The organism is Methyloceanibacter sp., assembly GCF_050726195.1.
Classification (GTDB): domain Bacteria; phylum Pseudomonadota; class Alphaproteobacteria; order Rhizobiales; family Methyloligellaceae; genus Methyloceanibacter.
Map to the genome: position 1 here is coordinate 20,871 of NZ_JBOHJC010000019.1, position 13,371 is coordinate 34,241.

General features: G+C 64.2%; 12 protein-coding genes. 6 read left to right on the top strand and 6 right to left on the bottom strand.

Annotation, left to right across the window (positions count from 1 at the left end; genetic code table 11):
- Nucleotides 1–135: 135 nt before the first annotated feature.
- The 6 genes from lptF to rsmA are packed head-to-tail and all read left to right on the top strand — an operon-like array spanning nt 136 to nt 7,712.
- Nucleotides 136–1,317: an LPS export ABC transporter permease LptF gene (gene lptF, locus ACRECX_RS13010; protein WP_431559267.1), complete on the top strand. Its 1,182-nt coding sequence runs from the start codon at nt 136–138 to the stop codon at nt 1,315–1,317.
- Nucleotides 1,314–2,435 (top strand): LPS export ABC transporter permease LptG, encoded by a 1,122-nt coding sequence (lptG, locus tag ACRECX_RS13015; RefSeq protein ID WP_431559268.1) that lies wholly within the window; start codon nt 1,314–1,316, stop codon nt 2,433–2,435. The genes lptF and lptG overlap by 4 nt, the downstream gene beginning before the upstream one ends.
- A complete protein-coding gene (locus tag ACRECX_RS13020) occupies nt 2,435–4,855 on the top strand; it encodes an LPS-assembly protein LptD (RefSeq protein WP_431559269.1) in 2,421 nt (806 codons plus the stop codon). The genes lptG and ACRECX_RS13020 overlap by 1 nt, the downstream gene beginning before the upstream one ends.
- On the top strand, nt 4,848–5,792 hold the full coding sequence (locus ACRECX_RS13025) for a SurA N-terminal domain-containing protein (protein ID WP_431559270.1): 945 nt from the start codon (nt 4,848–4,850) through the stop codon (nt 5,790–5,792). Before ACRECX_RS13020 ends, ACRECX_RS13025 begins: the two co-directional genes overlap by 8 nt.
- A 47-nt stretch (nt 5,793–5,839) precedes the next feature.
- Nucleotides 5,840–6,856: a 4-hydroxythreonine-4-phosphate dehydrogenase PdxA gene (gene pdxA / locus ACRECX_RS13030; RefSeq protein ID WP_431559271.1), complete on the top strand. Its 1,017-nt coding sequence runs from the start codon at nt 5,840–5,842 to the stop codon at nt 6,854–6,856.
- A 4-nt stretch (nt 6,857–6,860) separates the two neighbouring features.
- Nucleotides 6,861–7,712, top strand: a complete 852-nt coding sequence (rsmA, locus tag ACRECX_RS13035; RefSeq protein ID WP_431559272.1) for a 16S rRNA (adenine(1518)-N(6)/adenine(1519)-N(6))-dimethyltransferase RsmA — start codon at nt 6,861–6,863, stop codon at nt 7,710–7,712.
- Here rsmA and gmk read toward each other — a convergent pair.
- The 6 genes from gmk to fabG form a co-directional block, all read right to left on the bottom strand.
- Entirely contained in the window at nt 7,709–8,341 is a 633-nt protein-coding gene (gene gmk, locus ACRECX_RS13040) for a guanylate kinase (RefSeq protein ID WP_431559273.1), read from the bottom strand. The genes rsmA and gmk overlap by 4 nt on opposite strands.
- An 8-nt stretch (nt 8,342–8,349) precedes the next feature.
- Nucleotides 8,350–9,222, bottom strand: coding sequence for a YicC/YloC family endoribonuclease (locus ACRECX_RS13045; protein ID WP_431559274.1), 873 nt, complete (start codon nt 9,220–9,222; stop codon nt 8,350–8,352).
- Nucleotides 9,223–9,356: 134 nt separating this feature from the next.
- Nucleotides 9,357–10,664 (bottom strand): endolytic transglycosylase MltG, encoded by a 1,308-nt coding sequence (gene mltG, locus ACRECX_RS13050; RefSeq protein WP_431559275.1) that lies wholly within the window; start codon nt 10,662–10,664, stop codon nt 9,357–9,359.
- A gap of 92 nt (nt 10,665–10,756) precedes the next feature.
- Nucleotides 10,757–12,022 carry a beta-ketoacyl-ACP synthase II gene (gene fabF, locus ACRECX_RS13055; RefSeq protein WP_431559276.1) on the bottom strand — a complete coding sequence of 422 codons (1,266 nt, stop codon included), beginning with the start codon at nt 12,020–12,022 and terminating at the stop codon, nt 10,757–10,759.
- Nucleotides 12,023–12,122: 100 nt separating this feature from the next.
- Nucleotides 12,123–12,362, bottom strand: a complete 240-nt coding sequence (locus ACRECX_RS13060) for an acyl carrier protein (RefSeq protein ID WP_370534847.1) — start codon at nt 12,360–12,362, stop codon at nt 12,123–12,125.
- A 250-nt stretch (nt 12,363–12,612) separates the two neighbouring features.
- Entirely contained in the window at nt 12,613–13,350 is a 738-nt protein-coding gene (fabG, locus tag ACRECX_RS13065) for a 3-oxoacyl-[acyl-carrier-protein] reductase (protein WP_431559277.1), read from the bottom strand.
- Nucleotides 13,351–13,371: the final 21 nt, after the last annotated feature.

The following is a 13,371-nucleotide window of genomic DNA, read 5'->3' on the forward strand; positions in this document are numbered from 1 at the left end:
AAGCCATTCCAAAAGGCCGAAATTCCGCCATCTTGGACTGATGGAAATCATCTTTGGTACCAGCCGGTTGACGCCTCCCCGAGGGGCGCTGAGGGGGCCGGCGGCGGGACCGCACGGGGGCTCGCGAACACGGTCATGTCGCTCTTCAGCCGCTACATGTTCCGGCAGGTGACGAATGCATTCCTCGTCATCGTGCTCACCCTGACCTCCGTGGTCTGGCTCGCTACCGCCTTGAAAGAGCTGGATCTTATCACCTCGCAAGGGCAGGGCTTCTGGCTCTTCATGCAGATGACGGCCCTCACCCTGCCGAGCCTCGTGGCCCTGATCGCGCCGAACGCCGTGCTCATGGCCGTGCTCTATACCCTCGACCGGATGAACGGCGACAGCGAGTCGATCGTCATGACGGCGGCCGGCGCGCCGGTTTGGCGCCTTGCGGCCCCCCTGATCGGCCTTGCCGCAATCGTCAGCGTGTTGATTCTCCTCGCGAATGTCTTCCTCAACCCGGCCTGCATGCGGGCGCTGCGCGGCTTCATCACCCAGGTCCGAGCCGACCTGATCTCACAAGTCCTTCAGCCAGGCCGATTTTCCAGCCCAGAGGCCGGGCTTACCTTCCACATTCGCGACCGCAGCCCAGCCGGCGAGCTCCTCGGGCTGCTCGTCCATGACGAGCGCGACACCAAGCAAGTCATGAGCTATCTCGCCGAGCGTGGCCGCATCTTCTCGAACGACGAGGGATCATATCTCGTGATGTTCGAAGGTTACGTGCATCGCTTCGATGGGGAAGATAAGGATAAAGCCGTACAGATCGTGGCTTTTGACCAGAATATGCTCGATTTGACCGAGTTCAGCCCAAAAGGAGATGCTGGGAAGGAACTGCGCCCGCGCGAGCGCCCTATTGGGGCCCTCATTAGCCCAGACCCCAATGACAAGCTCGCGATAAGTAATTACGGCCAGTTACGGTCCGAATTACACGACCGCCTCGTCACGCCCCTCTACCCGCTGGTTTTCGTCTTTGTCGCCATCGCCTTGATGGGGCACGCGCGGACCACGCGCGAAAGCCGTTGGGGGCAGATTCTGGCCGCTTTCGCCATCGCCGTCGCCTTGCGGGTTGCAGGCCTCACCGCCGGCAACCTGGTGGCGCTGAGTGCGTGGGCCGTGGTGCTTGTGTATGCTATTCCAGTGGGGGCGATTCTAATTGCGGCGTGGACGGCGCACGTTAGAATGTCGCCAGAACTGCGGTCCAAGCTGAACTTCGAGCTCAAGCTTCAGCCAAAAAAGATAATGTTTTGGGCCGGAAGAGGGATGCAGACGGAGTGAAAGCGCAGATGCTCGGCATCAGTGCCCGAGGAACTCTTGCGCGCTATTTTTCGGCGCGGTTTTTCGTCGCCATGGTGGCGATGTTCCTGATCTGTTGCGTCCTCATCTTCTTCGTCGACATGATCGAGATGTTGCGCCGCGCCGGAAATTTCTCCGGCGACGTCCCGGGAATTCTTCTCGCGTGGATGACACTCCTGCGTTTGCCGTCATTCTCCGAGCTCACCCTGCCCTTCGCCGTTCTCATCGGCACTATCGTGATCTTCCTGATGCTGAGCCGCTCGTCGGAACTCGTCGTGCTGCGCGCCGCCGGAGTGTCGGTATGGCAGTTCACACTCCCAGCGATGATCGTCGCCTTCCTCCTCGGGGTCCTCTTCGTGCTGCTCTACAATCCCATCGCCGCGGTGGCGCGCGGCGAGGCCGAGCGGCTCTACGCCGTCGCGTTCGGCAAGGACGAGTCACTGCTCAAGACGAGCGCGAAGGCCGGAGCTTGGCTGCGCGAAGACGGTACGGACGGGCCTTCCGTCGTGCATGCGCTCCAGGTGCTGAACCAGGGTCTCGAGCTCAACGGCGTTACCGTGTTCCAGTACGCGCCTGATCACACCCTCATCGAGCGGATCGAGGCGAAGCGCGCCCGGCTCAAGGACGGCCGCTGGGAACTCGAGGATGCTTGGGTCAGCGCCGTGGGACAGGAGCCCGCGCTTTACAATCGCTACCTGATCAGCACCTACCTCACGCCGACGCAGGTTCGCGACAGCCTCGGCACCGTGTTCTCGATCTCCTTCTGGGAACTGCCGAATTTCATCCAGATCGCCGAGCGAGCGGGCCTTCCCGCCACCCAGTACCGCGTGCAATACCATCTCCTCCTGTCGCGGCCGTTCCTGCTCGTGACCATGGTGCTCATTGCCGCGACGTGCTCGCTCAAGGGCTTCCGCTTCGGCAATGTCCAGATCAACGCGATCTTCGGGCTCGCGGCAGGCTTCGGCTTCTTCGTGTTCTCGGAGATATCGCGCAATTTCGCCATGGCGGGGCTGACGTCCGCCGCGGCGGCAGCCTGGGTCCCGGTGATCACCGCGGCATCGCTCGCGCTCACCGTGCTCTTGTACAAAGAGGACGGGTGATGACACGGGCGCTAGCCAACATGTGGAGGATGCGCCGGGCCCTGCCCGGCCTCACTGCGTCTAACGGGCCGCCGGTTTCGGTCGCCCGCGGCACTCGCTCGCTCTGGATTTTCGCCCTCCTCGCGGTGCTGTTAGCTCCCGCGCAGGAGGCTTTTGCGCAAGCGCAGACCCAACTTGAGCAGATCGTCGAACCGCCCAAGATCCCCACCGGCGAGCCCATGCTGTTGCAAGCCGACGAGATGATCTACGACAATGAAAACGCGCGGATCACGGCCAAAGGCAACGTTGAGATCTACTACGGCGACTACACCTTGCTCGCCGACAAGGTGGTCTACAACCGCAACGCCAACACGCTCGCCGCCGAGGGCAACGTCCGCATGAAGGACCCCGACGGCGCCGTCATTACCGCCGATCAGCTCACCCTTACCGACGACTTCCGCGACGGCTTCGTCGATGCCTTGAAGCTCGTCACCAAAGACGATACCCGCATCGTCGCCCAATCCGCCTCGCGCGAGGCCGGCAACGTCACCGTGTTCCAGAAGGGCTGGTTCACGCCCTGTAAGATTTGCGAAGACAAGCCATCCAAGCCGCCGACCTGGCGCATTCGCGCGGGCAAGATCACCCATAAGCGCGACCAGGCCATCATCACTTTCAATAATGCGGCGTTCGATTTCTTCGGCGTACCGATCGTGTGGGTGCCGTATTTCCAGATCGCCGATCCGACGGTGGAGCGCAAGTCGGGCTTCCTGATGCCGAGCTACAGCCACTCCAACGAGCTGGGCAGCACGGTGCAGGTCCCCTACTACTTCGCCCTATCCCCGCACTATGACTTCACCTTCGCGCCGATGTGGACCGAGAAGGAGGGAACCCTTCTGCTCGGCAACTGGCGGCAACGCACAGCAACCGGCGGCTACGAGGTCGAACTCGCCGGCGTGTGGAACGATAGCGACACCTTCCTCAGCCCGCTCGGCACGGAGGAAAGTGTAACCGACGGCGATTTCCGCGGCAGCATCAAGACGAAAGGCAAGTTCGCCCTCGACCCGTATTACGCCTGGGGGTGGGACATTCTGCTGGAGTCGGACGACACCTTCCGCCGGTTCTACAACCTCGACTCCAGGCTGAAGACCGACCGCATTTCCCAGATCTACCTCGAGGGGCTGCACGACCGGAACTACTTGTCGACGCGCTTCTACAACACCCAGAGCCTGCTGTTCGAGGACGAGGAATTCTCCGAGGCCACCGTCTACCCAATCATCGACTACGACTACATCGTCGGTAAGCCGATCCTCGGCGGCGAACTCAGCTTTAATTCCAACGCAATGGTGTTCTCGAGCGAGGACGGCACCGATTCCAACCGGCTGATCCTCGAGGCCAATTGGCGGCGGCAGATGATCGACGGCATCGGTCAGGTGTACACGCCATTCGCCCGGCTGCGCGGCGACGCCTACGACGTCACCGAACCCAGCGAGCTTGAACTGAGCGGCAGCGAAGACATCCTGACTCCGGATCCGGAGGACGGTGGAATCCTGCGCGGCAACGCTGTGGCCGGCATCGAGTATCGCTATCCGTTCATCACCACGACCGGCACCATCGCCCATACGGTGGAGCCCATCGGCCAGATCATCGCCCGGCCCAACTCCGTCGGCGACCAGCAGGAGATTCCGAACGAGGACGCTTTGAGCCTCGTGTTCGACGACACGTTGCTGTTCGACATCGATAAGTTCTCCGGCTACGACCGCATCGAGACGGGCACGCGCGCCAATGTCGGCTTCCGCTACACGGCACAGTTCATCTCGGGCACCTATCTCCGCACTGTGGTCGGCCAAAGCTATCAGCTCGCCGGCGAGAACGAGTTCGATACCGCCTTCTATCAAACCAGCGGCCTTGCCACCGACACGTCGGACTACGTGACCGGCGTCTACTTGCAGGCAACGCAGAACCTCTCCTTCTCCGCGCAGCAGCGCTTCGACGAGGATAATCTCGACGTCGAGCGCACCGACCTTGGCACATGGGTGAAATTCGGACCGTTGCAGGCGCGGGCGAACTATGCCCAAGTGCCAAACGTCATTCCCGCAGGGATAAGTGCCAACGCGATTGAGCGACACCCGTCGCTGTTCACGGACGCGCGGGAGGAGATTTTGGCGGCCGGCGCGCTCGCCATCACCGATACCTGGGCACTCCTCGGCAACCTTCGTTACGACCTCAGCGGCGATCAAACCATCACCGACGGCCTTGGCCTACGCTATCAGGACGATTGCTTCAGGCTCGACGTGACCTATCAGCGGTCCTTCATCCGCGATCAGGACATCGAGCCGGATGAGCGCTTCCTCGTGAACTTCGCGCTGAAATATCTCGGCACCTACAATTTTGCGACCGAGTTTAGCGACTTCGGCGCCGAGGGGTCCGACACCAATGACTAGGACAGCCATGCGCCTTGCCCGCGGCGCGGGCCTGATCGCCGCCCTCGTGATCGGCACCGGCATTGCCCTCACCCAGGAAGTATCGATCAAGGTTCTGGTCAACGACGACCCGATCTCGGATTACGACATCGACCAGCGCGAACGCTTCCTCGCCATCACGACGCAGGAAGAGCCCGGGCCCGCCCTAAAGAAGAAGGCGACCGATCTTCTCATCGACGAACGGCTGCAGATGCAGGAAGGACGCAAGCTCGGCTTCACGCCGGACGAGGACGAAGTCAACAAGATCCTCGGCGACATGGCGCAGAAGAACAAACTCGACATCGACGGCCTCGCCGCGGCGCTTGGCAAGGCCGGCGTCAACATCAAGACGCTCAAGGATCGCATCAGGGCGCAGCTCGTGTGGCAGGACGTGGTGCGCCGCAAGTTCGCCCATACGATCCAGATCGGCGAGATCGACGTTGACCGGGCCTTGGCCGATTCCCCCGCCGAGTCGGACGCGGGTGGCGAAACCCAGACCACGATCCAACTCCGCCAGGTCAAGTTCTCGCTGCCGAGCAACGCCGATCAGAGGACCATCGCCGCGCGCCTCGCCGCCGCCGAGGTTTTGCGCGCGAAGTTCACCAGCTGCGCCAATGTCGCCGACCTTGCCAAGGGCGTCGACGGCGCGACCATCAAGACGCTCCAGGACCAGCAGGCCGCCACTATCGCCCAGCCGGCACGACTCCTCGTCACCAACGCCAAGGTCGGGCAGATGACGCCCCCCACGCTGTCCACTTCGGGCGTCGAGCTGTACGCGGTGTGCGGCAAGCGCTCCATCAGGGGCGACACCAAGGTGCGCGAACAGACGCAGCGCAAGCTCATGAATGAAGAAATGATGATTCAGGCGGAGCGATTGCTGCGCGATCTCCGCCAGGACGCGTTCATCGAATATCGATAGAGGAGGATTGCTACCGCATAACAGGATTTTCGTGCTAGCCGAGCGCAATGGGACAAAACGAACCACCGCTGGCGCTCACGATTGGCGATCCCGCCGGGATCGGACCTGACATCACGTTGCTCGCGTGGCAGGCGCGCGAAAGGGACCGCATCCCCCCTTTTGCCCTGCTTGGCGATCCCGGCGTTCTAACTGCCCGTGCCGAGGCGCTCGATCTTTCCGTCGAGGTCGCCCCTATAGTCTCGGCGCGTGAGGCGCCCGGTGTGTTTGCCGAGGCGCTGCCGGTCCTGCCGATCGAGGTCGTCGGAGAGGTTGTGCCCGGGCGCCCGAGCCAGGCGGCCATACCGGCTGTCAAGCGGTCTATCGAGCGGGCCGTAGAGCTTGTGCAACGGGGCGACGCGCGCGCCGTGGTCACCAACCCAGTGGCGAAGTCCCTGCTCTATCAGGCGGGCTTCGCCTTTCCCGGTCACACGGAGTACCTCGCGGCGCTTGCCGCCGGAAAAGATCGGCCGCCTCTGCCGGTGATGATGCTGGTGGCAGGCCCCTTCAAGGTGGTGCCGGTCACCATCCACATTCCCCTGAAAGACGTACCAGCCGCGCTCACCCGAGAGCTGCTGCTTGCCACTATCGAGACGACGGACAAGGACCTTCGCCGGTTCTTCGGCTTCGTGCGGCCGCGGCTCGCGGTTGCCGGCCTTAACCCCCACGCCGGCGAGGACGGTAGCCTGGGGTGCGAGGAGATCGAGATCGTCGTTCCGGCCATCGAGGCGGCGCAGCAACAGGGCCTCGACGTCACCGGCCCCTACCCGGCCGACACCTTGTTCCATGCGGCCGCGCGCGAGCGCTATGACGCCGCCATCTGCATGTATCACGACCAGGCGCTGGTGCCGTTCAAGACCTTGGCATTCGAGGAAGGCGTGAACGTCACGCTCGGGCTTCCCTTCGTGCGCACCTCGCCAGACCATGGCACCGCCTTCGATATCGCTGGCACTGGCGCGGCAAATCCGCGGAGCCTCATCGAGGCGCTCCGCCTGGCCGACGCCATGAGCCGCGCCGGCGAGGGTTGACGGCGTGAGCACGCCAGACGGCCTGCCGCCGCTCCGCGAGGTGATCCGCGCCGCAGGTCTCTCTGCCAAGAAGAGCCTCGGTCAGAATTTCCTGCTCGATCTTAATCTGACCCGCCGCATCGCCCGCGCCGCGGGACCCCTCCACGGCGTAACCGTGGTCGAGGTTGGTCCGGGCCCCGGCGGCCTCACTCGTGCCCTTCTGCTCGAAGGCGCGAAACGTGTCGTCGCCATCGAACGGGACGAGCGCTGCCTGCCGGCCCTGCATGAGATCGCCGGTGTCTATGCCGGGCGGCTCCACATCGCCGCCGCCGACGCGCGCGAGATCGACTACGGCGCGTTCGGTCTTGGCGGCCCTGCGCGCATCGTCGCCAACTTGCCCTATAGCGTAGGGACGCCCCTCCTCGTCGGCTGGCTCAAGACCGAGCCCTGGCCGCCCTGGTTCGACCGGCTCGTGCTCATGTTCCAGCGCGAGGTCGCCGACCGCATCGTCGCCAAGCCCAGGACCAAGGACTATGGGCGCCTCGCCGTGCTAGCGCAGTGGCGCACGAAGGCCCGCATCCTGCTCACCGTGCCGGCTGAGGCCTTCACCCCTAAGCCGAAAGTCGACTCCGCCGTCGTGAAGCTGGTGCCGAAGGAATCGCCGGAGCCGCCTTGCGACGTCGCCGCGCTGGAGCGCGTCACCGCCGCCTGCTTCGGTCAGAGACGCAAGATGCTGCGGGCGAGCCTCCGCCAGGTCACCCCTGATAGCGAGGCGTTGCTCGAAGCGCTCGGCATCGACCCCAGAGCGCGCGCGGAGGAATTGGACGTCGCCGATTTCTGCCGCATCGCCAACGCACTGTCGCGGCCGCGCGGCTAGAGTGTAGCCAGCAGGTTCTGCACGAACGCCTCGAGGCCGGTGAGCCGCGCTCGGCGCAGGCGTTCCGCAGCGAGGATGGCGCGCACTGCCTCGACCGACCGGTCCAAATCGAAGTTCACGACCACGTAGTCGTACTCGTCCCAATGTTGGATCTCATTGCTCGCGCCGCGCATCCGCCGAGATACGATCTCGTTGGAGTCCTCGGCCCGCGTCTTGAGCCGTTCTTCCAGCGCATCCGCCGACGGCGGCAGGACGAACACCGACACCACGTCGTCCTTGGCCGTCTCGCGCAAGGCGGTGGCACCCTGCCAATCCACGTCGAACAGCACGTCCCGGCCCTCGCGCAAGGCCTGTTCCACAGGCGCGCGGGTGGTCCCATAGTAATTGTCGAACACCACGGCCCATTCCAGGAACGCCCCGCGATCGCGCATTTGGGCGAAATTATCCCGGTCCACGAAGTGGTAGTCCTTGCCGTCGGTCTCCCCTTTTCGCTTCTTTCGCGTCGTATGGGAGACCGAAAGCGTGATGGCGTCATCCTCGTCAAGCAAGCGCCGGGCGATGGTCGTCTTGCCGGCCCCGGACGGCGACGACAGCACCAGCATGAGCCCCCTGCGGGCGATGGTGTCCATGGCCGGCCTCACTCGATGTTCTGGACCTGCTCGCGCAACTGGTCGATCACCGTTTTGAGCTCGAGCCCGGTGCGGCTGATCTCGATGTCGGAGGCCTTGGAGCAGATCGTGTTCGCCTCGCGGTTGAACTCCTGCGCCAGGAACTCGAACTTGCGCCCGGCGGGCGCGCCGCCCGTGATCAATTCGCTTGCGGCAGCAAGGTGGGCGCGCAGGCGATCGAGCTCCTCCTGAATGTCGGCCTTGGCGGCAAGCAGCAGGGCCTCCTGGTGCAGCCGCTCGGGGTCCAGCCCGGCGCCGGTGTCGGTAAGCCGTGCGATCTGCTCGCGTAGCCGCGCCGCCAGAACTTCGGGCTGCCTGGCGGCGGCGGTGGCGGCGCGGGCGACGAAATCCTCGATGGCCGCGAGCTGCTTTTCGATGACGCGCTGCAGCCGCTCGCCTTCGGCCGCCCGTGCCTTGACCAATTGGTCGAGCACCGCGGCGAGCCCCCCGAGCAGCGCACGCGTCAGCGCTGCTTGCTCCTCTTCGCTCTCCTCGGGCTCCGCCGTCTCCACCACGCCGCGCATGGCGAGCAGCGTGTCGAGGCGCGCCGCCTTGAGGTCGGTGAGGCTTTGCGCGCGCTCCGCCACGGCGCGCGCCTGCGCAAGCGCGGCCTCGTTCAGCCTGATCTCCATCTGCCCGGTCTCGCGCTTGACCCCGAGGTTCACCGTGCAGTTGCCGCGCGCGAGCTTCTCCTGACAGAGGCTCCGCGCTTCGGTCTCGAGGCGTTCCAGCCCGGCGGGCAGCCTTAAGCGAAGATCGAGCGAGCGGCCATTGACGCTTCGCGCCTCCCAGAACCAGCTCGTATCGCCGTACACGCCGTCGGCGCGGGCGAACCCAGTCATGCTTTTCAGGGCCATAGGGCTCTGTTGCCTCGCGTCAATCGGGGCCGTCCACGCCCGGCTTTATAGCCGAGTCGGAAGGTATTTCAGGCCGAAAGCCAAAACGAGATAAATGGAACAACTGGCCGGGGATGGCCCTAGGGAGCCGGCTTGCGTGGCGGCAGCGGCACCGGCCCGTCGGCGACCATGAGGCCCACTTCGCCCTCAGGCAGCAAGGCGCCAAGATCGCTTGCGGCAGCGGCAGCCGCAGCCGCGGCGGCGGCTTCCGCCTCCTGCTTTGCCCTGATCTCACGCTCGATCTTGCGCCAGTTGGCGACGTTCTTGTTGTGCTCGGCGAGGGTGGGGGCAAACACGTGACCGCCCGTGCCGTCGGCAACGAAATAGAGGTCGTTGGTCTGGGCCGGCTTCAGCACGGCTTCGATCGCCGCCCGGCCCGGATTGCCGATCGGCGTCGGCGGTAAGCCATCGATCTTGTATGTGTTCCAGGGATTCTCGCGCTCAAGCTCCTCTTGCGTGATGGGATGGTCGCGTATGCCTGCGCCACCGAACAACCCGTAGATGATGGTCGGGTCCGATTGCAGGCGCATGCGCTTCCTGAGCCTGTTATGGAACACGCTCGCGACATGCGGCCGCTCCTCGGCGCGACCCGTCTCCTTCTCCACGATCGAGGCGAGGATCATCGCCTCCTCCGGCGTGTTGACCATGATGTCGGGGTTCCGCTCCTGCCATACCTTGTTGAGGAATTTCTTCTGGGCGTGCTGCATGCGCTGGATAACATCCTGCCGCGTATCCTTGGTACCGAAGCTGTAGGTATCCGGGAGCAGCGACCCCTCCGCAGGAACCTCCGGGATCGCGCCGTCAAGCTCGGGATGCGCGAGCAGCCGCTCCACGATCTGCTGGCTGGTCAGGCCTTCCGGCAGGGTCACTCGGTATTGGATGGATTTGCCCTCGACCAAAGTATCGAGGACCTCCCGCATGGTGGCGTGCTTGTCGAATTGGTATTCGCCGGCCTTCAGGCTCCCCTGACCCTTGAGATACATAAAGTAGAGGATGCTGGTCATGAAGATGCGGCGGTCGGCGATGATGCCGTCGCGCTCCAGCCGCTCGGCGATGGCCGACGTACCCTCTCCCTTCGGCACGACCAGCACCGTCGACACGGCGAGCGGTCCCGGCCGGTCGAACTCCACGCGCACGAAATAGAATACCGCCATGGCGGCGCAGAGCATGATGAAGATGAAGTTGAACAGCCCGTCGAACATCCGCAGGAACGGATGATCGTTTACCTCGGGCTCGTCGCGCTCAGGCGGCTCAGGCGGCCGCAGCGGCACCAGGGCCTCCGTCGGGCTGCGGGGAGGCACATTGGCAACCTGACGGCCGGCGACATGACCGGCCATTGCGCCGCCGCCAGTGTTAGCCGTCGAGGGATGATCCCTGGTGAAATTCATGGCCGATCAGCGCGCCCCGCGGATAACCCAAGCCACTTTGCTACGAAATATGGCGAAAGGGAGGTTCGCCTGACAAGCGAAACGGTGCGCGATCAGGCGGCGTATCGGCGCATGATCAGCGAGGCGTTGGTCCCGCCGAACCCGAACGAATTCGACAGCACGGTATCGATGGTGCGGCGCCGCGCCTGATGCGGCACGAGGTCGATGGCCGTCGCCACCGACGGGTTGTCGAGATTGAGGGTCGGCGGTGCCAAATTGTCACGAATGGCGAGCGCGGAAAAGATCGCCTCGACCGCCCCTGCCGCGCCAAGCAAGTGCCCGATCGCCGACTTGGTCGATGACATGGACACTTTGCCGGCGGCGTTGCCGAACAGCCGCTCCACCGCAGCAAGCTCGATCTCGTCGCCCATCGGCGTCGAGGTCCCATGGGCGTTGATGTAGTCGATGTCGGCCGGATCGATGCTGGCCCGCTTTACCGCGGCAGTCATGCAGCGAAACGCGCCGTCGCCGTCCTCAGCCGGCGCCGTGATGTGGAAGGCATCGCCGGAAAGTCCGTAGCCGATGATTTCGGCATAGATCTTGGCGCCGCGCGCCTTGGCGTGCTCCAACTCCTCGACCACTACCATGCCGGCCCCTTCGCCCATGACGAAGCCGTCGCGGTCCCGGTCATAAGGGCGCGAGGCGCGCTGTGGCTGATCGTTGAAATTGGTGGACAACGCCCGGCATGCGGCAAAGCCCGCGATCGCCAGCCGGCACACCGGCGATTCGGTCCCGCCCGCGAGCATCACGTCGGCATCGCCGAAAGCGATGAGCCGCGACGCATCGCCGATCGCGTGCGCGCCGGTCGAGCAGGCGGTGACCACCGCGTGGTTCGGGCCCTTGAGCCCATGCTCGATCGATACGTAGCCGGAGGCGAGGTTGATGAGTCGGCCGGGAATAAAAAATGGGCTCACGCGCCGCGGGCCCTTCTCGGCGAACAGCAGCGACGTCTTCTCGATGCCCTGAAGGCCGCCGATGCCCGAGCCGATCAACACGCCGGTACGGATCTGATCCTCGTAGGCCGTCGGCTTCCATCCCGCGTCGGTCAGCGCCTGCGTGGCGGCCGACATGGCGTAGATGATAAAGTCGTCGACCTTGCGCTGTTCCTTGGGTTCCATCCAATCGCTGGGATTGAAGGTCCCATCGCTGCCGTCGCCGCGCGGAACCTGGCAGGCGACCTGGCAGGAGAGATCGGAGACGTCGAAGTCCTCGATGCGCCGCGCCGCGTTTTCGCCCGCAGTCAAGCGCCGCCATGCGTTTTCATGACCGCAGCCGAGCGGCGAAACCAAACCCAAACCTGTGATGACGACACGTCGCATCGCGCCTTCGCGTGACCCTCAGGGGAATCTGTTGTCGAGCCGTTAGGGGCTACGTTTGTCACGACGTGAGCGGCGGCCGACGCGCCCGCATGCGGTCGCGTCAAGCGGCAGTATTCTTCTCCAGGAACTTGATGGCGTCGCCGACGGTGAGAATGGTCTCCGCGGCATCGTCGGGGATCTCGCAGCCAAACTCCTCCTCGAACGCCATCACCAGCTCGACGGTGTCGAGGCTGTCCGCTCCAAGGTCGTCGATGAAGCTCGCGTTCTCGGTGACCTTGTCGGCCTCTACCCCGAGATGTTCCACCACGATCTTCTTTACGCGCTCCGAGATATCGCTCATGTCCTCCTCACCGTCCCTTACTGTCAGTCGTTAGGCCTCGCGTACCCCCGAGCGGCGGCGCATGGCCTAACGCACCCCCGAGCGGCAAGTCAGCAGGGTTGATCGCGGTGGGATTGTCCTTTGTCAAGCCCCCACAGAGCGGCAGATTGGGTAGCATACTATATAAGACTTTGCCAGAAGCCCTCACCCGCGAACACGGCCTGCCAAAATTGCTCAAGCCGTTACTCCAAGTCTTTGTCAAACCAGAACTTTAGACCATGATCATACCGCCGTTCACGTGCATGGTCTCGCCCGTGACGTAGGACGCCTCGTCGCTCGCGAAGAACACCGCCGCGGCGGCGATATCCTGAGGCTTGCCGAAGGTCTGCGCCGGAATGGCGGCGGCAATAGCCTCGACTTGCTTCGGCGTCAAGGCATCGGTCATCGGGGTCGAGATAAACCCGGGCGAGATGCAGTTGGCCGTGATGCCCCGGCTTGCCACCTCGCGGGCGAGAGACTTGGTCATGCCGACCAGCCCCGCCTTCGAGGCCGCATAGTTGCCCTGCCCCGGATTGCCGAACACGCCCGAGATCGAGGCGATGTTGACGATGCGGCCGTAGCGGCGGCGCATCATGCCGCGCAGAATGCCGCGGGTGAGCACGAACACCGAGGTCAAATTGACGGCGATCACGTCGTCCCATTCCTCATCCTTCATGCGCATGAAGAGATTGTCGTGGGTGATGCCGGCGTTGTTGACCAGGATGTCCACCTGGCCGAGGGTCTTCTCCGCCGTGTCGGCAAGCGCGCCCACCGCCGGCCGGTCGCGGAGATCGCACGGCAGCACGAACACCCGCTCACCGAGCTCGGCGGCCAGCGCCTCGAGTCTATCGGCTTTGGTCCCGGAAATCGCCACCGACGCCCCTTGCGCGTGCAGCGCCCTGGCGATCGCCCCACCGATGCCGCCGGTGGCGCCGGTGACGAGCGCGTTCTTTCCTGTGAGGTCGAACATGTCTGCTCTCCTTATTAGGCC

Coding starts and splice junctions, on each gene's coding strand:
- fabF (WP_431559276.1), bottom strand. CDS start 12,022: ATGCGACGTGTCGTCATCACAGGTTTGGGTTTGGTTTCGCCGCTCGGC.
- ACRECX_RS13045 (WP_431559274.1), bottom strand. CDS start 9,222: ATGACTGGGTTCGCCCGCGCCGACGGCGTGTACGGCGATACGAGCTGG.
- ACRECX_RS13025 (WP_431559270.1), top strand. CDS start 4,848: ATGACTAGGACAGCCATGCGCCTTGCCCGCGGCGCGGGCCTGATCGCC.
- lptF (WP_431559267.1), top strand. CDS start 136: ATGTCGCTCTTCAGCCGCTACATGTTCCGGCAGGTGACGAATGCATTC.
- mltG (WP_431559275.1), bottom strand. CDS start 10,664: ATGAATTTCACCAGGGATCATCCCTCGACGGCTAACACTGGCGGCGGC.
- ACRECX_RS13020 (WP_431559269.1), top strand. CDS start 2,435: ATGACACGGGCGCTAGCCAACATGTGGAGGATGCGCCGGGCCCTGCCC.
- fabG (WP_431559277.1), bottom strand. CDS start 13,350: ATGTTCGACCTCACAGGAAAGAACGCGCTCGTCACCGGCGCCACCGGC.
- ACRECX_RS13060 (WP_370534847.1), bottom strand. CDS start 12,362: ATGAGCGATATCTCGGAGCGCGTAAAGAAGATCGTGGTGGAACATCTC.
- gmk (WP_431559273.1), bottom strand. CDS start 8,341: ATGGACACCATCGCCCGCAGGGGGCTCATGCTGGTGCTGTCGTCGCCG.
- pdxA (WP_431559271.1), top strand. CDS start 5,840: ATGGGACAAAACGAACCACCGCTGGCGCTCACGATTGGCGATCCCGCC.